A 20,710-nucleotide genomic window follows, 5' to 3' on the forward strand; every position below is an offset into this window, starting at 1 on the left:
CTTCGTCATCCTGGGGTCTGCGCCGCGTCGCTGCGCTCCTTGCTTCGCCCCAGGATGACGAAGCACGGGATGTCGCCAGCCAATCCCCAAGGTTTGCGATTGCCACTATCGCTCGATCTCCGCGCCCAGCCCCGTCATCAAATCCATGAACTCGGGGAAGCTCGTCGCGATCATGGCGGCGTCATCGATGGTGACAGGCTTTTCCGTCGCCAGGCCCATCACCAGAAAGCTCATGGCGATGCGGTGGTCGAGATGGGTCTGCACCGTCGTATCCCGGCCGTTGGGGTGGCCGCCCAATCCCCTGCCGCCTGGTTTGCCGCGCACGGCAAGCGAAGCTTCGCCCTCGGTGCAGTCGACGCCGTTGAGCTTCAGCCCGTTGGCGACCGCCGACAGCCGGTCGGATTCCTTCACCCGAAGTTCCTCCAGCCCCTGCATCAGCGTCTCGCCCTCGGCGAAGCTGGCGGCAACGGCCAGCACCGGGTATTCGTCGATCATCGACGGCGCCCGCTCGGGCGGCACGGCGACGCCTTTCAGCTCGGAGTAACGAACGCGCAGGTCCGCGACATCCTCGCCGCCGGCATTGCGCGGGTTCAAGATGTCGATCTGGCCGCCCATTTCCTGCAGCGTGAGAAGCAACCCGGTGCGGGTCGGGTTCATCAGCACGTTTTCGATCGTGATGTCCGAACCCGGCACGATCAGCGCCGCCACCAGCGGGAAGCCGGCCGAGGACGGGTCGCCCGGCACGGCGATGGTCTGGCCGGTCAGCTTGCCCTGGCCTTCGATGAAGATGTGGCGCACGCCGCGTTCGTCGGTCTCGACCGACAGGTTGGCGCCAAAGCCCTTGAGCATCTTTTCCGTGTGGTCGCGCGTCATGACAGGTTCGATGACGGTGGTGATGCCGGGCGTGTTCAACCCGGCCAGCAGCACCGCCGACTTCACCTGCGCCGAGGCCATCGGCACGCGGTAGGTGATCGGGGCCGCGTGCTTCGGCCCATGCAACGTGATCGGCATGCGGTCGCCGGGCGTGGCTTTGAGCACCTGCACGCCCATCTGGCGCAGCGGTTCGAGCACGCGACCCATCGGCCGGCCCGACAGCGAAGCATCGCCGATAAAAGTCGTCTCCATGTCGTAGGTGCCGACAAGGCCCATGGTCAGCCGCGAGCCGGTGCCGGCATTGCCGAAATCGAGCGGACCTTCCGGCTGCAGCAGCGCGCCGTTGCCGGTGCCGCGGATCACCCACTCGGCGCCGCGTTTCTCGATATGCGCGCCCATCGCCTTCATGGCCGCGCCCGTGCGCATCACATCCTCGCCCTCGAGCAGGCCGGTGATGCGGGTTTCGCCGGAGGCGAGCCCGCCGAACATGAACGAGCGGTGCGAGATCGACTTGTCGCCCGGCACGCGGGCCGTGCCGGAAAGGGCTGGTGACTTGCGGGCAGTGGCCGGCTTGGCAGCGGCGGCGTGAGACATGGAATTTCCCTGGACGGATTGCCGGCGTGCCGACGCTTTTCATTTGTTGCGGCGGTCTCGTATCACGGCGGGACGAAATGGTCATCCCCATGCTCGTCACTTGGCGCGAGGCCTTTCAGTGCTTGGTTTTGTGACGCCGGCTTTTCGCTTTGACAGCGCTGCAAACTGTGGTTAAGGGGACCACTCTTTTATCGACGAGGCTTGCCGTGGCAAAAACCGAACTTGGCACAAAACGCATCGACCCGGAAACGGGCCGGAAATTCTACGACCTGAACAAGGACCCGATCGTCTCGCCCTATACGGGCAAGACCTATCCGCGCTCCTATTTCGAAGAAGGCAAGATCGCCGCCGTCGAGGAGGAAGAGGAAGTGGCCGAGAAGGAAGTGGACGCCGAGGAGGAAGAGGGCGTCGAGGTCGTCTCGCTCGAAGAGGCGGAAGACGACGCCAAGAGCGACGATCTTCCCGATCTCGGTGACGACGAGGATGACGTCGACCTCGGCGACGACGAGGATGACACCTTCCTTGCCGACGAAGAGGAAGAAGACGACGACGTTTCCGACATGATCGGCGTCGGCGACGACGACGACGAAGTCTGACAAAGGCCTCGAACGTAAGCGTTTGCCGGCTTTCACGCCCTGTGAAGAAAAAGCCGCCGATGAAGGCTTGATATCTGGGAATGGCGGGGTTAGAAGCCGCCTGCACTAACGGCGCGGTCTTCCAACCCGCGCCGATCTCTCGCCGGAAACGGCGCCGGCTGACCGCCGGGAGTGGGGCCATAGCTCAGTTGGGAGAGCGCTTGAATGGCATTCAAGAGGTCGTCGGTTCGATCCCGATTGGCTCCACCAGTTACCTTCCAGGCAAGGAAACGCTTTGTTTCGGCGGGACATCTCCGACCTGTTCAACCATTGGCGATGCCTGATTTGCGCGATCACGGAGCGTCAGCGCCGAACTCGACGGCAAATCCCGCGTCGATCGCGCTTCGCGCAATGAGATCGCCAAGTTCCCAATCCGTGAGTTCGCAAAGCGGGAACATTCTCCTCACCTCGTGGCTCACCTCGGATATCGAAATGCACGGCCTGTCGACGGTGTCGATCAGGCAGCGGACAATCGCTTGGCGAACGTCCGACAGGGTAGGTGTCTGCGCGAGCGCAGGCATCTCCGCCCCTACGAATGGAGCTGCGGCGCTACGCCATCGGCTAGGTTTGTGTCGAAGGCCACGGGTACGCCGTGAACGAGGGATGCGGTCGCCAGCAACTCCTCCAACTCGCGGTCGGTAGCCCTGCATGCGGGCATGAGTGTTCGGATGGCGCGTATTGCCTGCGCAACGGAGAGAAAGCGTGCCTTGCCCCTGGAAAGAACATAGGCTTCGGCGGCTCTTTCAACCGTGATGGAGTGAAAAGAGTTGGTCATCGAGAATTCCTCCCTGAATCCTGACCAACATGGTTTACGGCAGGACTTTGGTGGTCTTCAACCCTATGTCCGGTTCCAGACAATCAGCCAACCTCTGCGCTGAAGTGATGTTGCTCCTCCTCGCCATAGGCACCATCCGTGAGTTTAATCATTCCGGTGCGGTCGACGATCGTGATCTCGCCGCGCTTGGCATGAACCAGCCCCCGGTATTCGAGCATTTGGAGGGCGGTGGTAACGCCCGGGCGCCTGGAGCCAAGCATGGTCGCCAGAAATTCATGCGTCAGATAGATGATATCTCCTTCAGCGCGATCGTTGACCATCAGCAACCAGCGGGCGAGCCGTTCCTCGATTTTCGAATGGCCATTGACCAGCGCCGTTCGCGACGACTGGATCAGGAATGCGTGGGCGTAGCGAAGCAGCGACGGGCGGAGGGTCTGGCTCTCGGCAATCGCAATGCGCAGATGTTCAACCGGCAGGCACCAGCCGTCGCTGGCGACCTGGATATAGGTTTCATTGGGAGATCGGTCCTGGCCGAGAACGACCGCTACCCCCGTCATGCCGTCGCGGCCGATGATGCCGACTTCGCTTTGCCGCCCCCCGGTCATGGCGGCGACCACTGACGCGATACCCGTCTCGGGAAAATAGACCTGCTCGATCGGCTGGTACGCGATCTCCAGCCGGGCTTTGATGGCCAGTTCGACGTGATGCATCGACGGCCGTAAAAGCCCGAAATCCTCAGGCGTGAGGGTTTTCAGAACATGGTTGCGAAAGGTGGATTGAGGCATGGCTCTTCTCCCTATCGGGCAAGAGCATGTACCCTCTTACTGTCGGCTGCATCCGGACAAACGGCGGCCGATGGCTGATCTTACGCTTCATGCGCGGGCTTGGCAAACGACTGCGCCTGCGTGGAAAGCTAAGAGCATTGACCGTCAAGCATCTCCGGGAGCAGCAGCGCTGCTAGACGCCGAGGAGGCTTCAGCCGAGAAGGTCCGCGGCGACTTCGAGCGTGTTGCGGAACGACGTCTCGAGGTGGTGTTCCATCGCTTGTGCGGCGCCCTCGGCATCGTGCCGCCTCAGGGCCTTGAGAATGGCCCCGTGCTGCTCGATCGTCTGTTCGCCATAGCCGGGCTTTGGAATGGCGAGATAGCGGCCGCGGTCCATCTGCGCCTTGGAGATGTCGACCGCTCGCCAGATCATCGGCAGGCCGCAGATTTCGGCGATGGTGCGATGAAAGACATCGTCGAGTTGGATCGCGGTGGCATATCGGCCGCGCGCGATGGCGAGCTTGTGCGCCGCCATATTGTCCTCCAGCAATTCGGCGGATGCCGGCGTGAGCTTGATGGCCGCGCGCCTGGCGCTCTCCATTTCCAGCGCCCGCCGGATGACGTAGGCCTCCTCGAGGTCGGCGCGGCTGATCGGCGCGACATAGGTGCCGGTCTGCGCCAGGATATTGACCAGGCCTTCGTCGCTGATGCGCTTCACCGCTTCCCGCACCGGGGTGCGCGAAACGCCGAGCGCTTCGGCGATGGCCACCTCGTTGATCACTTCCCCCGGCTTCATCTGTCCGACGACGATCAGGTTGCGGATCTTCTGATAGATCTGATCGCGCAGCGGCAAAGCCCGATTGAGGGTCGAAGGGTCAAGGTCCATGGCAAATCCGTAGCGTTCGTTCACCAGAAATGATCGGATTATATTGGAACGTAAATTGGAATGCACCCAATGCGGAGGCGTCCCTGTCGACAATGGAGGGGGTGGCCAAGTCACTCGACGCCTGGAAGGAGGCCGCCAACCCTTCCAAGGCGGCGCAAGGACAACGTCAACGCGGTCGAGCCGGCCCTCTCCGCTCGCAGGCGGCGGGCATGAGGAAGAATTTCCAATTGCGTGCACGGATTTAGAATAAACTAACTCTACAGATTTTATAGAATAAGCAATCTGCATGGGCGATCTGTTTCCTGCACAGGACCACGCCATGCCAGCATTTTTGCGTCTACTCTCAACCGTGCCGGAGCCGGGCCGCTACCGCCGAACCACAGGAGGCAAGGCATGACCCGAGATGTCCCCGACCGCATCAAGGTTCTCTGGTTCCTGCCGACGCATGGCGACAGCCGTTATCTCGGCACGACCGAGGGCGGCAGGGCCGTCGATCTGCCCTATCTGTCGCAAGTGGCGAAAGCGGCCGACACGCTTGGCTATTACGGCGTGCTGTTGCCGACCGGCCGGGCCTGCGAGGATTCCTGGGTGATTGCCTCGGCGCTGGCGCCACTGACAGAGCGGCTGCGTTTCCTCGTCGCCGTACGGCCCGGCTTGCAGTCGCCGACGCTTGCCGCGCGCATGACAGCCACGCTCGACCGCATCTCCAACGGCCGCCTGTTGATCAATGTCGTCACCGGCGGCGATCCGCTGGAAAACAAGGGCGATGGGATCTTTCTCTCGCATGCCGAGCGCTATGAGGTGACGCAGGAATTCCTCCAGATCTACAAACGGGTGCTGAGCGGTGAGACGGTCGAGCACCAGGGCAAGCATTTCCGCATCGAGGACGGAAGGTTGCTGTTCCCGCCGGTGCAGGCGCCCTATCCGCCGCTCTATTTCGGTGGCTCATCGGATGCTGGATCGGCAGTCGCGGCGCAGGAAATCGACAAATATCTGACCTGGGGCGAACCCCCGGCCGACGTCGGACGCAAGCTCGATGCCGTGCGCGGACTGGCCGACAAGGCCGGCCGCAAACTCTCCTTCGGCATTCGTCTGCATGTCATCGCCCGTGAAACCACTGAACGGGCCTGGGCCGCCGCCGCCAGCCTGATCAGTCGGCTCGACGACGCGACGATCGCTTCGGCGCAGAAAGTGTTCGGCCGCATGGATTCGGTCGGCCAAGCGCGCATGAGCGCGCTGCATGGCGGCAACCGTGACAAGCTCGAGATCGCGCCCAATCTATGGGCCGGCGTCGGCCTGGTGCGCGGCGGTGCGGGAACGGCACTGGTCGGCGACCCGGATACGATCGCCGAGCGCATCGATGAATACCGTCGCCTCGGCATCGACACCTTCATTCTGTCCGGCTACCCGCATCTGGAGGAAGCCTATCGCTTCGGCGAACTGGTGCTGCCGAAACTGCCGACCGATCATCCGGTCAAGTCGGCCGGGTCGTCGGTCAATACCGGGCCGTTCGGCGAGACCATTGCCGGTGACCATCGGCCGAAGTCGCTCGCCAGCGCCTCGTGAACGCGCTGCCTCCGGTCCGCCGATCGCGCGTCGCCATAATCGGCGGTGGTTTTTCCGGCGCGGCGGTCGCTTGGCACCTTGCGCGGGCGCATGGGCCGGAGCGCCTGTCGATCTCGGTGATCGAACCGCGTTCCGCGCTCGGCGGCGGTCTTGCCTATTCCAGCGATGAGCCGTCGCACCGCGTCAACGTCCCGGCCGTCCGGATGAGCATGGTTCCCGAAGACCAGCAGCATTTTGCGCGCTGGCTGGAGGGCAGTGGCGAAATCGAGCGGGACCCGGATGCGCTGTGGAAGAACGGCGACGTATTTCCGCGCCGGCGGGTGTTCGGTCGCTATGTCGCCGAGCAGCTCGCACCTTGGCTCGACTCGGGCGCTATCCGTCATGTCGAAGCTCAGGCCACCCGGGTAATTCGAGCCAACGGCGCGGGCTGGACCGTACAGACCTTAGCCGGACCTGTCGCGGCCGACATCGTCGTGCTCGCCGCGACTCATCCTCTGCCGGCCATCCCGGCAGCACTTGCCCTGTTGGCTGAAGCACCTAGCTTCATCGCCGATCCCTACGCGCCGTCGGCACTCGCTGGGATCGGGCCGGAGGCGTCGGTCCTGATCGTCGGCTCCGGACTGACCTCGGCCGACATGGTGGCCGAGCTTGACCGCCGGGGTCATCGCGGCCGCATCCTGGCGCTGTCGCGCCGCGGACTGCGTTCGCGCGGCCACCCGGATATCAGACATGAGCCCTTCGGCGACTTTGCGTCGGTGCCGGCCACATCCGCACTTGGCCTGCTGAAGAACATTCGCGCCACGCTGGCCGCGGCGCGAGCCGCCAACGTCAACTGGCAGTCGGTCTTTGACCAATTGCGCATGCAAGGGCCGGTGCTGTGGTCCGCCCTCGCTCCGCAAGAGCAGGCAAGGCTGGTCCGCCAGCTGCGCGTGTTCTGGGACGTGCATCGCTTCAGGATCGCACCGCAGGTGGCTTCCGTCCTCGACCGCCGCCAGACCGCCGGCACATTCGACACCATTGCCGCCCGGCTTGTCGCGTCGAACGACGAGGGCGACAGCCTCGCGGTCAGCTTCCAACGGCGCGGACAGACGCGAATCGAGACGGCAAGCTTTGATGCCGTCATCAACACGACGGGGCCGGCCCACGGGCAGGCGCTCCAGTCAAATCCGGCGCTGCGTTCCCTGACTGAGGCCAGTCTGATCAGGGCGGACGCATACGGGCTCGGTATCGAGACGAGCTTCGATAGTCGCGCCGTCGGTGGCGATGACAAGGCGGTTGTCGGGCTTTTCGTCGCCGGTCCGCTGGCGCGAGGCACCTTTGGCGAACTCATGGGCCTGCCGGAGGTTGCTCGCCATGCCCAAAGGGTCGCAGTCGAGATCGCGGGGCTGCTCGACACATCTTCTTCAGGCGGAGCGGTTGGCCCCAATGCCGGGGGCGTTGCGGTCGCGGGCTGACAACCGCAAGCCGGCATGGCCGGGCAAAATTGGTATTTCCGTCCCGCAAGTGCGCCAAAAACGGAAAATCCTCCTTTGTATATAAATTCCCTAAACATAATAAATATAGCGACACCGGCTGCGGCTGGACCGATCAACAGCCTGACTGGGAGACAATTCATGGCACATGCAGGAACCGACGCGGTCAAATTCGCCTACTGGGTGCCCAATGTTTCGGGCGGCCTGGTGATCTCCGACATCGAGCAGCGCACCAGCCATTCAGCCGAGTACAACCGCAAGCTGGCACAGATCGCCGAAAAGGCCGGTTTCGACTACGCGCTGAGCCAGATCCGTTTCACCGCCGGCTACGGCGCCGACGAGCAGCATGAATCGGTGGCATTCAGCCATGACCTGCTGGCCGCCACCACGACGCTGAAGGTGATCGCCGCGATCCTGCCCGGCCCTTGGAATCCCGCGCTGGCGGCCAAGCAGATTGCCACCATCAGCTACCTGACCAACGGCCGTGTCGCCATCAATCTCGTCTCCGGCTGGTTCCGTGGCGAGTTCCACGCCATCGGTGAGCATTGGCTTGACCATGATGAGCGCTACCGTCGCTCCGAGGAATTCATCCGTGCGCTGCGCGGCATATGGACTGAAGACAGCTTCACCTTCCGAGGCGACTTCTACCGCTTCAACGAATACTCGCTGAAACCGAAGCCGCCGCGGCCGCTGCCCGAGATCTTCCAGGGCGGCTCGTCGCGCGCGGCACGCGACATGGCATCACGCGTCTCCGACTGGTATTTCACCAACGGCAACACGCCGGCCGAAATCGCCAAACAGGTCGATGATCTCAAGACCAAGGCAAAGGCCAGCAATCATTCCGTCAAGGTCGGCGTCAACGCCTTCGCCATTGTCCGCGAGACCGAGCACGAGGCCAAGGCGGTGCTTGCAGAGATCATCGCCAGGGCCAATCCGGAAGCGGTCAACGCCTTCGGCCACGAGGTCAAGAACGCCGGCAAGGCCTCGCCGGAAGGCGAGGGCAATTGGGCGAAGTCCTCCTTCGACGACCTCGTCCAGTACAATGACGGTTTTCGCTCCAACCTGATCGGCACGCCGAGACAGGTTGCCGAGCGCATCGTCGATTTGAAGAGCGCCGGCGCTGATCTCATCCTGCTCGGCTTCCTGCATTTCCAGGAAGAGGTCGAGTATTTCGGCAAGCATGTCATCCCGCTCGTTCGCGAGCTGGAGGATGCCGGGCAGGCGGCTTCGCTGGCAGCGGAATAGTCATCTCTCCAAGGCTGGCCGGGTAATCCGGCCAGCACCCGAATGAAGGTTTTCAAGCGCGCTCGATCTTTTCGGGCGGCATCGAGAATTCGTGCGCCTGCGGGCGAAATCGAGGACGATTGGAATGCCGTTGCCCAGCTATGCCATAGGCGTGATGGAAGCCTCGGTCTATGCGCCGGAAGTTTTCGCGCGCGGCCTGCCCTCGGCGCTGCAGCCGTCCGAAGGTCATACCGCACCGGTAACAGGCACTGCGGTGGCCACATCTCCGATGCTTTCACTCCAGGCCATCGGCCTGTCGTTCGGCGGCGTCGTCGCGCTGGCCGACATCGATCTGTCTGTTCGATCAGGTGAAATCCGCGCCATTATCGGCCCGAACGGCGCCGGCAAGAGCTCGCTGATCAATGTCATCAGCGGTGTCTACCGGCCGGATCGCGGCCAGGTCCAGCTTGCCGGAATCGACTATGCGCAGGTGCCGACGCAGCGGCTGGCGCATCTCGGCGTCGCCCGGACTTTCCAGAACCTTGCTTTGTTCAAGGGACTGAGCGTCCTCGACAATGTCGCCACCGGCCTTGCCTACAAGGTCCGTTCCAACTTCGCCGGCCAGGTGCTCGGCATCGGACGATCGCGCGGCGAGCGACGTGAGACACGCAGCCGCGCCGATCAGATTCTCGAATTTCTCGACCTCACCGCCGTGCGCGATCGTCTTGCCGGCACGCTGCCCTACGGGCTGCGGAAGCGGGTCGAACTCGCCCGGGCGCTGGTCGTGGAGCCGCGCCTGCTGCTGCTCGACGAACCGATGGCCGGCATGACATCAGGTGAGAAAAGCGAAATGGCTGCTTTCGTGCGCGCCGCGCGTGACCGCTTTGCCACCACCGTCGTCCTGATCGAACACGATGTCGGCGTCGTCATGGGCCTGTCCGACCGTGTCGCCGTTCTCGACCATGGCCGCAAGATTGCCGACGGCACACCCGACGAGGTCCGCAACGACCAGCGCGTCATCGATGCCTATCTGGGCGTCGCCTCAGACAATGAGGACGGGGCGGGCATATGATCGCCGACTTCGACTATCAGTTCTTCATCGAGGTGCTCGTCGGCGGGCTGCTCTCCGGCGTCATGTATTCGCTGGTCGCGATCGGCTTCGTGCTGATCTACAAGACCTCGGGCGTGCTCAACTTCGCCCAAGGCGCGATGCTGCTGTTCGCCGCCCTTACCTTCGTCAGCCTTGTCGAACGCGGTGTTCCGTTTGCACTGGCGTTGGTGGCAACGTTCGCCATCATGGTGGCGATCGGCATCGCCATCGAGCGCACGGTGCTGAGGCCGCTGACCAACAAGCCGCCGATCACCCTGTTCATGGCGACGCTTGGCCTGTCCTACATCATCGAGGGCGCCGCCCAACTGATCTGGGGGACGCAGGTCCATGGTCTTGACCTCGGCATCGAGGATGTGCCGCTGGAAGTCGGCGGCGTGCTGATCAGCCAGTTCGATATTTTTGCGGCGGTGGTCGCGGCCGGCATGGTTCTCCTGCTGTCGCTGTTCTTCCGCTACACCCGCATCGGCCTCGCCTTCCGCGCCGTCGCGGACGACCAGTTCGCCGCACTCGCGGTTGGCCTGCGTCTGCCACTGATCTGGGCCACCGTCTGGGCGGCGGCCGGCCTGGTCGCGCTGGTCGCCGGGCTGCTCTGGGGCGCCCGCCTAGGGGTGCAGTTCTCGCTGTCGCTGGTGGTGCTCAAGGCGCTGCCGGTGCTGGTGCTTGGCGGCTTCGATTCCATTCTTGGCGCCATTGTCGGCGGGCTCCTGATCGGCGCCAGCGAGAAGCTCGCCGAGGTCTATATCGGCGATTATTTCGGCGGCGGCATCGAGAGCTGGTTCGCCTATGTCGTCGCGCTTGTCTTCCTCCTGATCCGTCCTTCCGGCCTGTTCGGCCAGAAGCTCGTCGAAAGGGTCTGAGCCATGGCCGCGACTACAAGCGACTTTTCCGCCGTGACGGTGCTGCCGAAATGGGTGGCCCCCGTACTCCTGCTCGCCTTCGCCTATGGCGTCGTGCCGCTGATCGGCTCGAGCTACCTGTTCGAGGCCATCCTGCTGCCGTTCCTGGCACTCAGCCTCGCCGGTGTCGGCCTCAACATCCTGACCGGCTATGCCGGCCAGGTTTCGCTGGGTAGCGCCGCTTTCATGGCGGCAGGCGTCTTTGCCGCCTATAATTTCAACCTGCGCGTCGAAGGCCTGCCACTGATCGGCAGCATTTTCCTCGCCGGCATCGTGGCCGCCGCGATCGGCATCGTCTTCGGCTTGCCGAGCCTGCGGCTGAAAGGTTTTTATCTGGCGGTTTCGACGCTTGCCGCGCAGTTCTTCGTGCAATGGGCGCTGACCAAGTTCAGCTGGTTTTCCAACAACTCTGCATCCGGCGTCATCGACGCGCCCAGGCTGTCGTTTTCAGGCTTCACACTCGATGGCCCCGTCGGCCGCTATTTCTTTGCGCTGACCATCGTCGTCATCCTGACCTTCTTCGCCTATCGGCTGGTGTCGTCGCAGACGGGACGAAACTTCATCGCCATCCGCGACAACGAGACCGCCGCCCGCATCATCGGCATCCCGGTCTTGAAGACCAAGCTTCTGGCCTTTGCCATCTCGTCCTTCGTCATCGGCGTCGCCGGTGTCATCTGGGCGTTCGCTTATCTCAGGACCGTCGAGCCGGATGGCTTCGATCTCGACCGCTCGTTCCAGATAATGTTCATCATCATCATCGGCGGCCTCGCCTCGATCCGCGGCGCATTCTTCGGCGCCGCCCTGATCGTGGTCTTTCCGCTCGCACTGTCGCGCCTCGGCGGCTTCCTGCTTGGCGATGTCTTCGATTCGGGCGTGCTCGACATGAGCCAGCGCATCGTGCTCGGCGTCCTCATCATCCTGTTTCTGATCCTCGAACCCGACGGGCTGGTGGCCCTGTGGGACAGGATCCGAAGACGGCTCCTGTTCGCTTGGCAACCGACCTGAGCCCTCGCACTCCAGAATCCTATTCGAAAATGAACCAGAGGCCGGACCAAAGACGGCCCATACCGGGAGTACCTAGCCATGACCTTCCTCAGCACCATCAAGGCGGCGGCTTTGTCCGCGGCGATGATTGTGTCGGTGGCCTTGCCATCAGCTCATGCCGACGAACAATATTTCCCGCTGCAGAGCTATCGCGTCGGACCCTACGCGGCCGGCGGCACCGGCTTCTTCGGCGGCTTCATCGATTATCTCAACCTCATCAACATCCGCGACGGCGGCGTCAACGGCGTCAAGCTGACCTGGGACGAGTGTGAGACCCAGTATGAGGTCGAGCGCGGCGTCGAATGCTACGAGCGGCAGAAGAGCCATGCGGGTGCCGCTGCCTGGAACCCGCTCTCAGTGGGCATCGCCTATGCGATGATCGACCGTATCACCGCCGACAAAGTGCCGCTGATCACGGTCAACCATGGCCGCACCGACTCCACCGACGGGCGCGTCTTCCCTTACGTCTTCCCGCTGCTGCTCAACCCCTACAGCGAGACGTCAGGCATCGTGAACTATATCGCCGCCAAGGAAGGCGGCATCGACAAGCTCAAGGGCAAGAAGATCGTCGTGCTCTATCACGGCTCGCCCTACGGCAAGGAGACCATCCCGATATATGATTTGCTGGCGCAGAAATATGGCTTCACCGTGCAGCAGATCGAGGTGCCGCATCCCGGCAACGAACAGCAGTCGCAATGGCTGACCATCCGCCGCGCCAAGCCTGATTTCGTCGTCCTGCGCGGCTGGGGCGTGATGAACCCGGTGGCGCTGAAGACGGCGGTCAAGGTCGGCTATCCCGTCGACCACATCGTCGGCAATGTCTGGTCGAATTCGGAAGAGGACGTCATCCCCGCCGGCGATGCCGCCAAGGGCTACACCGCCATCACCACCCAGGCCTCGGGCAACACCTATCCGGTGGTGCAGGAGATCGTGAAGACCGTCTACGGCGCCGGCAAGGGCAATCTCGAAGACAAGTCGCGCATCGGCTCTGTCTACCACAATCTCGGCATCGTCAACGGCATCCTGAATGTCGAGGCGATCCGCGTCGCGCAGGAGAAGTTCGGCCATCGCACGCTGACCGGCGACGAAGTCCGCTGGGGCTTCGAACACCTCAAGCTCGACCCGGCCAAGGTCGAGACGCTCGGCGCCAAGGACCTGTTCCACTCGATCAATGTCAGCTGGGATAACCACGAGGGCGAGGGCTACGTGACCTTCCAGCAGTGGGACGGCAAGAAGTGGAACGTCGTTTCCGACTGGATCGCGCCGGATTGGGCGCTGCTGCGGCCGATCATCGAGAAGTCGGCCGAGGCCTATGCCGCCGAGAAGGGCATCAAGCTGCGCACCGCCGACGATGCCAACGCCGTGACCACCAACTGATCTCCGGGCCGGGTGCCGTGGACACCATCCGCGGCGCCCGGCCCATCCGCAAAGCACGGAAACAGCCATGCCGAACGACGACATCATCCTGGCCGTGGACGCGGTCCACGCCACCTATATCAACGCCATCACGGCGCTGCATGGCGTCAGCTTCGAGATCAGGCGGGGTGGGATTCTGGCGCTGCTCGGTGCCAACGGCGCCGGCAAGACCACGACGTTGAAGGCCGTCTCCAACCTGCTGCCGGCAGAGCGCGGCCAGGTCAACGCCGGCTCCATCCGCTATGATGGCTCGGATGTCTCGCGCCGCAAGCCGGGCGATCTCGTACGCGCCGGGCTGGTCCAGGTGCTGGAAGGCCGTCACTGTTTCAAGAGCCTCACCGTCGAGGAAAACCTGGTCGCCGGCGGCATCGGCCGCAGCGGCCGCCGAGCCGAAATCAACGCGGATCTCGAACGGGTTTATTCCTATTTTCCGCGTCTCAGGGAAAAGCGCCGGACATTGTCCGGCCTCACCTCCGGTGGCGAACAGCAGATGACTGCCATCGGCCGCGCGCTGATGTCGCGGCCGCGCCTGCTGGTTCTCGACGAGCCCTCGATGGGGCTTGCCCCGCTCATCGTGCAAGACATCTTTCAGACGCTGAAAAAACTCAACCGCGAGACCGGTCTGTCGATCCTGGTCGCCGAGCAGAACTCGGCGGTCGCGCTTCGCTATGCCGACCACGCCACTGTGCTCGAAAACGGCGTCTCGGTCCTGTCCGGCGCGGCCGCCGATCTTCGCCAGCGCGAGGATATCAGGGCGCTCTATCTCGGCCAGCAGCCGTCGCCCGCCGCCAAGCCATCCCGTCTCCACGCCGTTGCCTGAACCGAAATTTGAAGGAGCAATGAAATGACCGTCTCGACCGTCAAGACAGACCATGCTTCCGCCGCCGTACCGCCGGTCGCAAGGCCCTCGGCACCAGCACACATCATCAGGGACGATGCGGAGGCGATCGCCATCGCCCATGCGCTCGCCGCCGAATTCGTCAAGGGGGCGTCCACGCGCGACCGCGAGCGTATCTGGCCGGTTGCCGAGCTCGACGCCTTCTCCCAAAGCGGCCTGTGGTCGATCAATGTGCCGAAGGAATTCGGCGGGCCGGAACTGTCCTATGCGACGCTGGTCAAGGTGATCGAGATCATCTCGGCGGCCGATTCCTCAATCGGCCAGGTCGCGCAGAACCATCTCGGCGTCATCGCGGCCATCCGCACCGTGTCGGATGTGGACCAGCAGAAGCTGCTGTTCACCGAGGCGCTGAAGGGCACCCGGTTCGGCAACGCCTTTTCCGAGTTCGGTTCGAAGCGCGCCGCCGATTTCGAGACCCGCTTCACCGACGCCGGCGACCATGTCGTCGTCAACGGCCGCAAATTCTATTCGTCCGGCGCGCTGCTTGCCCATCTGGTGCCGATCGTGGCGCTCGATGACGAAGGTCGCGCCTGGTATGCCATCGCCGACCGTGGTGCGCCCGGCCTGACCGTTATCGACGACTGGTCGAGCTTCGGCCAGCGCACGACGCTCTCCGGCACCGTCATCATCGACAACGTCAAGGTGCCGAAGACGTATCTGGTGCCGGGCTACAAGGGCTACGACAAGCCGACCGCCGACGGCGCCATCTTCCAGATAATCCAGGTGGCGGTGGACACCGGGATCGCCCAGGCGGCGATCGACGAGACGGTTCACTTTGTCAGGACCAGGAGCCGCGCCTGGATCGACAGCGGCTTCGACAATGCCTGGGACGATCCCTACACCATCCAGGCTGTCGGCGACCTCACGCTGCGCCTGCACGCGGCGCAGGCGCTGCTCGAAAAGGCCGGCCATGCCATCGACAAGGCGGTGGCCGAGCCGACAGCCGAAACGGTCGCGCATGCCCAGATCGTCACCGCGGAAGCAAAAATCCTGTCGACCGAAATCGCCATCGCCGCAACGAACAAGCTGTTCGAACTGGCCGGCACGCGCTCGACGCTGGCCGAGCACAATCTCGATCGCCATTGGCGCAACGCCCGCACGCACACGCTGCACGATCCGGTGCGCTGGAAATATTCGATCCTTGGCAAATATTTCCTCAACGGCGAGAATCCGCCGCTGCACGCCTGGAGCTGATCTGCCGGAGGCGGACGGCGCGCGCTGCGGTCGACCTGGTCGTCGCCGAGTGGCTTTGCCCTGACGGTTATCCCCTTCGGGATGCCGGCGGCGGGTGAAAGCTTACGCGCAATTTACGACCATCGGTTACACCGGTTCCTGTCTGATTCGTTCGGGACAGGAACCCCATGAGCAAAGCCCTCACGACCTTCGCACTCGTCTCCGTCTTGACCGCCTTGCTCATGGCGCTGAGCCTTGCGGTGGCCCGTCACGGCTATCCCTATGGGGCGATCGGCGTCAAGCGTCTCGACGGCATCGCCGACGCCGGAACGTTCATTCCGCTTGCGGCAATTTTCTTCTTCAGCGCGCTGTTGATGATGATCCTGCCGATCCGCGCGGCCAGTATCGTCCTCCTCCATGCCGCCGATGCGATCTTCTGGACTGTCATTGTGCTGTTCGCCACCATCGTCGGCGGCCTGCTCGCCCGATGGGCCTTCGGTCAGGGCAGCGCTCTTCTGGCGTTGTTGAACTGGCGGTTCCTGTTTGCCGTGGCGGTCGTCGGTTGCCACTTCGTCATGAACGAGTTGCGCCGCAACGTACTGCTGCGCAGCTTGTTTTTCGTGATCTTTGCCGCCGCCACGCTGGCCTGCCTGTTCTGGTCGTTTACGCTTTAGCCGGAACCTACCATCCTATCGCCGCCTGTTCTTCGTTCCATGGCGAAGCGCTATCGGGATCACGAGTTCGGAGTCTTCGGGCTACCGGCCGCCGGAGACCGCTTTCGCGACGTAGCGCGAAAAATCCTCGACATCCGCAGCCGAAGGCTCCTGGCCGGTGAAGCTGCGCAGATACGCGGCAACATGCGGCAGGCGACTGCTCATCGGTTCGTTGAGTTCGAGCGAATAGTAGCCGATCTGCATGAAATAGAGCACGCGAGCGCGAACGAACGCGTCTTCCTCCTCATAGCCATGACGCAAGAACATGCCGCGGATGGCAGTGACGCGTTCTTCGTCGGCCTCGTCGAGCGCACGCCGGATGGTGGGGGAGCGGCGAGCCCATGCCCGGATGGCGAAATCCAGCCGGGGATCGAACAGCTTTTCGTCCACCCAGCATTCGAAAATGCTCATCACCCCGCGAATGACAGTCGTGGAAGGGCGTGCGGCACGCTCGACGATGAATCGGGTATTGGTCTGCCGCCAGTGGTCCAACAATTGGTCGAGCAGATCCTGCCGGCTCTTGAAATACCAGTAGAAGCTCGAGCGCGAGACATCGAGTTGCTGGCCAAGCGTCAGCACACGGACGCGTTCGACGCCGTCCGAGATCAGGGTTTCAAGCGCCAGCTTCAGCCAGTCTTCGCGGGTAGCCTTGACGTTGCCGGTGGCGCCGGCGCGCTGGATCGTCGTTTCGATTGCTGCCATCTTGACGACGCATGACACGCCACACCAGGCAAATCAAGATTGTGGACATGCCTGTACAGGCGATCCGGCCTTGACCCGGAGCGCTGCCCGCCCATGTTAGCCGGATTGCTTGGCGACGCGGCTCCGTCGCCGCCGCGAAGGCGTTGGTGCAGCCCGGGGACTTTTGTCGCGGTCTCCAGGCCCAGTGCGTGCTTTCCCGCAAGGCAATTGTCTGGCAAATACCACTTCAGACAGATGCCGCCGCGCGGCCAACAGCCAGGAAGGCAAGGACATGACAGCGTTTCGAAAAAACCTCATCGATGGTGAATGGATCGGCGATGCCGGCTCCCGCAACATCAACCCCTCTGATACCGGCGACGTCGTCGGCGAATATGCTTCGGCGGGGGTCGAACAGGCGGGCCAGGCGATAGCTGCGGCCAAGGCGGCGTTTCCGGCGTGGTCCCGCTCCGGTCCGCTGGCGCGCCATGCGGTGCTGAAAAAGGCGGCCGACGAGATCATGGCGCGCAAGGATGAACTCGGCCGCAATCTGGCGCGTGAGGAAGGCAAGACGCTGGCCGAGGGCATTGGCGAGACCATCCGCGCCGCCCAGATATTCGATTTCTTTGCCGGCGAAACATTGCGCCTGTCGGGAGAGGTGGTGCCAAGCGTGCGGCCGGGCGTCGGCGTCGAGATCACGCGCGAAGCGGTCGGCGTGGTCGGCATCATCACACCGTGGAATTTCCCTATTGCCATTCCCGCCTGGAAGATCGCTCCGGCGCTGGCCCACGGCAACACCATCGTCTTCAAACCGGCCGAGCTCGTTCCCGAAAGCGCCTGGTCCATCGTCGACATCCTGCATCGCGCCGGCCTGCCCAAGGGCGTGCTCAACCTCGTCATGGGCAAGGGCTCGGTGGTCGGCCAGGCGATGCTCGACAGCCCCGACGTCAACGCCATCTCCTTCACAGGCTCGGTGGGAACCGGCAAGCGCGTCGCGGCGGCAAGCGTCGAGCACATGCGCAAGTTCCAGCTTGAAATGGGCGGCAAGAATCCGCTGGTCGTGCTCGACGATGCCGATCTCGCGGTGGCTGTCGATTGCGCGCTGAACGGCGCCTTCTTCTCGACCGGCCAGCGCTGCACGGCCTCGTCGCGTTTGATCGTCACCAAAGGCATCCACGACCGTTTCGTCGACGCGCTCAAGGAGCGCATGGAGAAGCTGGTGATCGGCGACGCGCTCGACGCGCAGACACAGATCGGCCCGGTCGTCGACGCCACCCAGCTCAAGCAGGACGAGGACTATATCGCCATCGGCGTCCGTGAAGGCGCCACGCTCGCTTTCGGCGGCGAACGGCTCGACCGCAAGACGCCGGGCTTCTATCTCAAGCCGGCGCTGCTGACCGAGGCCACCAACGCCATGCGCAGTTCGCGCGAGGAGATTTTCGGCCCCGTCGCCAGTGTCATCCGCGTCCAGGATTATGACGAGGCGCTTGCCGTTGCCAACGACACGCCGTTCGGCCTGACCTCGGGCATCTGCACCACGAGCCTCAAGCACGCCACGCATTTCAAGCGCAACTCCGAAGCCGGCATGGTGATGGTCAACCTACCGACGGCGGGCGTCGATTTCCACGTTCCTTTCGGTGGCCGCAAGGGTTCGAGCTTCGGTCCGCGCGAACAGGGCCGCTATGCCATGGAGTTCTACACCACGGTAAAGACCGCCTATACGTTCGCGGGATGATCTGGCGCGCCGGCCGACCGCCGGCGGGCCGTCACCTCCTCTGGAAACGGACCGGTGCAAAGGGATGACATTGCAGGACCTGACCTGGCTCAACCCGCCGCCGCATCATGCCATCGAAGGTGATGGCGTGCGCGTGCGCACCGGCAAGGAGACCGATTTCTGGCGTGAGACCTTCTATGGATTCTGGCGCGACAACGGCCACTTCCTGTATCGGCGGGTCGAGGGCGATTTCACCGCCGAAGTGACCGTCAAGGGCGACTACGAGGTGCTTTACGATCAGGCCGGCCTGATGGTCCGGCTGAGCGAAACGCACTGGATCAAGGCCGGCATCGAATACACCGATGGCCTTGCCTATTTCTCCGTCGTCGTCACCAACGACACCTCGGACTGGTCGCTGGTGGCCATTGCTGCCGGCCCTGACGGCGTCAGGATCCGCCTGACCCGCCACGGCGAGGCGGTCCGCGTCCAGTATTTGGATGCTTCCGACGGCCATTGGAAGCCGGTGCGGCTCGCCTATTTCCCGACCTCGAAGATGGTCGATGTCGGGTTGATGTGCTGTTCGCCGCAGCGTGAAGGTTTCGAAGTCACGTTCTCCGGATTTTCGGTCGGTCCGCCGATTGCGCGGGATCTGCACGACTGACCCTGGCAACCGGGCTCCGCGTGGCGTGTGCGAACGGACCGGTAGGACATTGCGGCCCCAAGGCCCTTCCATCTCTCGGCATAGGCCTGGAAGCGTTCGGGAACGCTGTCCGTCTTCCACGTCCGGTGCAGGATCGGCGGGATAATCGGCGGCTCATGGGGTGATCCGAGACGGCTGGTCGTCATCGCCGTCATTATCCAGGGCAAGCCCGGCACGGACGGCATCGCGGATCGCCTGCGGGCCAAACCTTGCCCATACGGCCTGGTGGGCGCGCACGCGCTGCCTTGCCCGGCGCCCGGCGTCGCGTGAAAGTTGGACGGCCATGGCGGCCAAGCCTTCGTCGCTGGCCGACAGCAGCACCTCGTCGTTCTCGACCAGGCCCAGGCCCTCGGCCGCGAGCGGTGTCGCGATCACCGGCACCCCCCAGGCCATCGCCTCCAGAATCTTGATGCGCGTGCCCCCGCCCGCCCTGAGCGGGATGATGCTGAGATGCGCGCTGGACAGGAGCGGCCCCACGCTTTCGGGATCTTCAACGAGCTCGACATCGGGCAACCCGCGCAGGGCCAGCACGGCCGGTTCCGGGCCGCGTCCGGCGAGAACCAGCTTCGCGTCGGGCAAGGCCTGGCGGATGCGGGGCAATATGGTCCGGGCCAATCGCACGGCGGCGTCGACGTTTGGAGGATAGCCGAGATGACCGATGAAAAGGATCACCGGAAAGCCGCTATTGGCCGACGGTTCCGGGGGCAGCACATTGGGAATCGCCTCGACGTTGGGAATCCCATTGGGAACGACATCGATGGGCATCGCGCGCCCGCCAAAGCGCATCAGCTTCTCGCGATCCTCGTTCGAGCAGACCCAGACCCTGTCGACAAGGGCGAGCGCCTTTCTTTCGAGATGCCTGATGCCAAGCACCGATGCGGCAACGGAAAGGCGCGATGCGGTCGCTTCGGCGCGTTTCATCTGCGCGGACAAGTCGGACTCGACATTGTGCATGTCGAGGATGAGCTGCTTTGCCAGCGATCGCAAAGGCCGCAGCAGCTTGAACAGGCCGATGCTCTCGACCACCACGGTGTCAGGGCGGAATTCGAGGATCAGTGCTTCCAGCCGCGCCAGGGCCGCGCGCGAAATGCGATGCTCCTCCCTTATACGCCACCATCCGATGGAAGCCGTCCGGGGCTCTCCCTCGATCGACAGCGCCTCGGTGCGGATCAGCGGATTGGGCGCGGTCATGGCGATGGCCCTGGGCCGCACCGAGGCCAGGCAGACCGGTCCGAACGCGGCCGCCGCCACGGCATTGCGATAGTTGCGCAGATCCGCGCCGGAAGTCGGCGGAAACGCCGGCTCATGGCACACGATCAGCACGCGTCGCCCGCTGCCGCGCGCCGGCATGTCGACATTGGGCCGCGCGCTCAAGGCGGACGCCCGACGCTTCGCGCCAGGAGTTGCGCAAGCTCTTTCTCGGACGACATTAACGAGGCCCCCGCAGCCACAGAAATCAGCTTCGACTTGTTTAGCCGAACCGTGCTTTCGTCAAGCGCTGGATCACAGTCTGATGCCCGGCGCGCTTGCCTTGCGGATCGGTCGCAATGCGGATCCGGCTGGGACCGAGCGCAAAGG

The 20,710-nt window shown here is 63.6% G+C and carries 20 protein-coding genes and 1 tRNA gene; 14 read left to right on the plus strand and 7 right to left on the minus strand.

The annotated features are described in order from the left end of the window. Window positions 1-105 precede the first annotated feature (105 nt). Window positions 106-1,467, minus strand: a complete 1,362-nt coding sequence (aroA, locus tag FJ936_RS01550) for a 3-phosphoshikimate 1-carboxyvinyltransferase (RefSeq protein ID WP_140614977.1) — start codon at window positions 1,465-1,467, stop codon at window positions 106-108. Window positions 1,468-1,673: 206 nt separating this feature from the next. Here aroA and FJ936_RS01555 point away from each other — a divergent pair, with 206 nt between their 5' ends. Together FJ936_RS01555 and FJ936_RS01560 are read left to right on the plus strand one after the other, a co-directional pair. Next, the gene (locus tag FJ936_RS01555) at window positions 1,674-2,063 is read left to right on the plus strand and encodes a TIGR02300 family protein (protein WP_015314256.1); all 390 of its coding nucleotides are present in this window, start codon (window positions 1,674-1,676) and stop codon (window positions 2,061-2,063) included. A gap of 173 nt (window positions 2,064-2,236) precedes the next feature. Then, window positions 2,237-2,312 (plus strand) — tRNA-Ala (locus tag FJ936_RS01560). Between the two features lie 83 nt (window positions 2,313-2,395). On the opposite strand, the gene FJ936_RS01565 is transcribed toward FJ936_RS01560, so the two are convergent. The 4 genes from FJ936_RS01565 to FJ936_RS01580 form a co-directional block, all read right to left on the minus strand. Further along, on the minus strand, window positions 2,396-2,623 hold the full coding sequence (locus FJ936_RS01565) for a hypothetical protein (protein WP_140723339.1): 228 nt from the start codon (window positions 2,621-2,623) through the stop codon (window positions 2,396-2,398). Window positions 2,624-2,631: 8 nt separating this feature from the next. After that, window positions 2,632-2,877, minus strand: a complete 246-nt coding sequence (locus FJ936_RS01570; RefSeq protein ID WP_140723336.1) for a hypothetical protein — start codon at window positions 2,875-2,877, stop codon at window positions 2,632-2,634. 83 nt (window positions 2,878-2,960) lie between these two features. Further along, window positions 2,961-3,662, minus strand: a complete 702-nt coding sequence (locus FJ936_RS01575; RefSeq protein WP_140791568.1) for a Crp/Fnr family transcriptional regulator — start codon at window positions 3,660-3,662, stop codon at window positions 2,961-2,963. Between the two features lie 190 nt (window positions 3,663-3,852). Continuing rightward, the gene (locus FJ936_RS01580) at window positions 3,853-4,527 is read right to left on the minus strand and encodes a GntR family transcriptional regulator (protein WP_140791571.1); all 675 of its coding nucleotides are present in this window, start codon (window positions 4,525-4,527) and stop codon (window positions 3,853-3,855) included. A 393-nt stretch (window positions 4,528-4,920) separates the two neighbouring features. Here FJ936_RS01580 and ssuD point away from each other — a divergent pair, with 393 nt between their 5' ends. The 10 genes from ssuD (at window position 4,921) to FJ936_RS01630 (ending at window position 16,001) form a co-directional block, all read left to right on the plus strand. Further along, entirely contained in the window at window positions 4,921-6,093 is a 1,173-nt protein-coding gene (gene ssuD, locus FJ936_RS01585; protein ID WP_140791573.1) for an FMNH2-dependent alkanesulfonate monooxygenase, read from the plus strand. Continuing rightward, entirely contained in the window at window positions 6,090-7,547 is a 1,458-nt protein-coding gene (locus FJ936_RS01590; protein ID WP_140791575.1) for an FAD/NAD(P)-binding protein, read from the plus strand. The genes ssuD and FJ936_RS01590 overlap by 4 nt, the downstream gene beginning before the upstream one ends. A 159-nt stretch (window positions 7,548-7,706) precedes the next feature. Beyond that, entirely contained in the window at window positions 7,707-8,810 is a 1,104-nt protein-coding gene (gene sfnG / locus FJ936_RS01595) for a dimethylsulfone monooxygenase SfnG (protein ID WP_140714317.1), read from the plus strand. A 124-nt stretch (window positions 8,811-8,934) separates the two neighbouring features. Further along, window positions 8,935-9,861, plus strand: a complete 927-nt coding sequence (locus tag FJ936_RS01600; protein ID WP_140791577.1) for an ABC transporter ATP-binding protein — start codon at window positions 8,935-8,937, stop codon at window positions 9,859-9,861. Next, entirely contained in the window at window positions 9,858-10,757 is a 900-nt protein-coding gene (locus FJ936_RS01605) for a branched-chain amino acid ABC transporter permease (RefSeq protein ID WP_015314248.1), read from the plus strand. Before FJ936_RS01600 ends, FJ936_RS01605 begins: the two co-directional genes overlap by 4 nt. A 3-nt stretch (window positions 10,758-10,760) precedes the next feature. Further along, a complete protein-coding gene (locus FJ936_RS01610) occupies window positions 10,761-11,801 on the plus strand; it encodes a branched-chain amino acid ABC transporter permease (protein WP_141906048.1) in 1,041 nt (346 codons plus the stop codon). Window positions 11,802-11,879: 78 nt separating this feature from the next. Next, window positions 11,880-13,217: an ABC transporter substrate-binding protein gene (locus FJ936_RS01615; RefSeq protein ID WP_141906049.1), complete on the plus strand. Its 1,338-nt coding sequence runs from the start codon at window positions 11,880-11,882 to the stop codon at window positions 13,215-13,217. A gap of 67 nt (window positions 13,218-13,284) precedes the next feature. Continuing rightward, window positions 13,285-14,076, plus strand: coding sequence for an ABC transporter ATP-binding protein (locus FJ936_RS01620; protein ID WP_140821618.1), 792 nt, complete (start codon window positions 13,285-13,287; stop codon window positions 14,074-14,076). A gap of 24 nt (window positions 14,077-14,100) precedes the next feature. Next, the gene (locus tag FJ936_RS01625; protein ID WP_141906050.1) at window positions 14,101-15,348 is read left to right on the plus strand and encodes an SfnB family sulfur acquisition oxidoreductase; all 1,248 of its coding nucleotides are present in this window, start codon (window positions 14,101-14,103) and stop codon (window positions 15,346-15,348) included. A 167-nt stretch (window positions 15,349-15,515) separates the two neighbouring features. Further along, complete coding sequence (locus FJ936_RS01630) at window positions 15,516-16,001, plus strand: hypothetical protein (protein WP_015314243.1); 486 nt, start codon at window positions 15,516-15,518, stop codon at window positions 15,999-16,001. Window positions 16,002-16,082: 81 nt separating this feature from the next. On the opposite strand, the gene FJ936_RS01635 is transcribed toward FJ936_RS01630, so the two are convergent. After that, the gene (locus tag FJ936_RS01635) at window positions 16,083-16,742 is read right to left on the minus strand and encodes a TetR/AcrR family transcriptional regulator (RefSeq protein WP_181171369.1); all 660 of its coding nucleotides are present in this window, start codon (window positions 16,740-16,742) and stop codon (window positions 16,083-16,085) included. A gap of 271 nt (window positions 16,743-17,013) precedes the next feature. Here FJ936_RS01635 and FJ936_RS01640 point away from each other — a divergent pair, with 271 nt between their 5' ends. Both FJ936_RS01640 and FJ936_RS01645 read left to right on the plus strand, forming a co-directional pair. Continuing rightward, complete coding sequence (locus tag FJ936_RS01640) at window positions 17,014-18,453, plus strand: aldehyde dehydrogenase family protein (RefSeq protein ID WP_141906052.1); 1,440 nt, start codon at window positions 17,014-17,016, stop codon at window positions 18,451-18,453. Window positions 18,454-18,517: 64 nt separating this feature from the next. Continuing rightward, window positions 18,518-19,093 carry a DUF1349 domain-containing protein gene (locus FJ936_RS01645; RefSeq protein WP_140614951.1) on the plus strand — a complete coding sequence of 192 codons (576 nt, stop codon included), beginning with the start codon at window positions 18,518-18,520 and terminating at the stop codon, window positions 19,091-19,093. Window positions 19,094-19,246: 153 nt separating this feature from the next. On the opposite strand, the gene FJ936_RS01650 is transcribed toward FJ936_RS01645, so the two are convergent. Next, entirely contained in the window at window positions 19,247-20,506 is a 1,260-nt protein-coding gene (locus FJ936_RS01650) for a glycosyltransferase family 4 protein (protein WP_246680391.1), read from the minus strand. Between the last annotated feature and the right edge of the window lie 204 nt (window positions 20,507-20,710).

Origin of the sequence: Mesorhizobium sp. B2-4-13, assembly GCF_006658535.1 — a bacterium.
GTDB lineage: Bacteria > Pseudomonadota > Alphaproteobacteria > Rhizobiales > Rhizobiaceae > Mesorhizobium > Mesorhizobium australicum.